We start from the raw sequence: 663 nt of genomic DNA on the forward strand, positions 1-663 counted from the left end.
TAGGGTCCAGACTCATTGACCGTCAAAGCCAGAACAAGACAGTTGCGGCGAGGGCGACGGCTGAGAGGAAGGTCTTTGCGCATCGGTCGTAACGTGTTGCGATGCGGCGCCAGTCTTTCAATCGGCCGAACATGATCTCGATCCGGTTTCGGCGTCGGTAGCGTCGTTTATCGTAGCGGACTGTCTTACCGCGCGTCTTTCTGCCCGGGATGCAGGGCTTTATCCCCTTGTCTTTCAATGCATCTCTGAACCAGTCGGCGTCATAGCCGCGGTCAGCGAGCATCCATTCTGCAGCGGGCAGACTGCCCAGCAGGGCTGCGGCCCCGGTGTAGTCACTGACTTGGCCGGCGGTCATGAAGAATTTCAGCGGACGACCCTTGCCGTCCGTCACGGCATGCAGCTTGGTGTTCAACCCACCCTTTGTCCGCCCGATCAAACGCCCGCACTGGTCGTCGGGCCCCCCTTTTTCGCCCGCAGGCTCGAAGCCGTGCGATGCGCCTTCAGATAGGTCGCGTCAATCATGATGGTCTTTTGCTCGGTACCTTTTGAGGCAAGCCCCTCCATCATCCTGGCGAAGACCCCCATGTCACCCCACCGCTTCCATCGGTTGTAGAGGGTCTTCGGAGGGCCATACTCCTTGGGCGCATCACACCACCGCAAGCC

1 pseudogene is annotated in these 663 nt (G+C 60.0%); it reads right to left on the reverse strand.

Going from position 1 to position 663, the window contains the following annotated elements:
• Positions 1–22: 22 nt before the first annotated feature.
• Positions 23–663, reverse strand: a pseudogene (locus EGN72_RS00230) (IS5 family transposase); the annotation flags it as partial.

It is taken from the genome of Pseudorhodobacter sp. E13 (assembly GCF_003991405.1).
Lineage (GTDB): Bacteria > Pseudomonadota > Alphaproteobacteria > Rhodobacterales > Rhodobacteraceae > Pseudorhodobacter.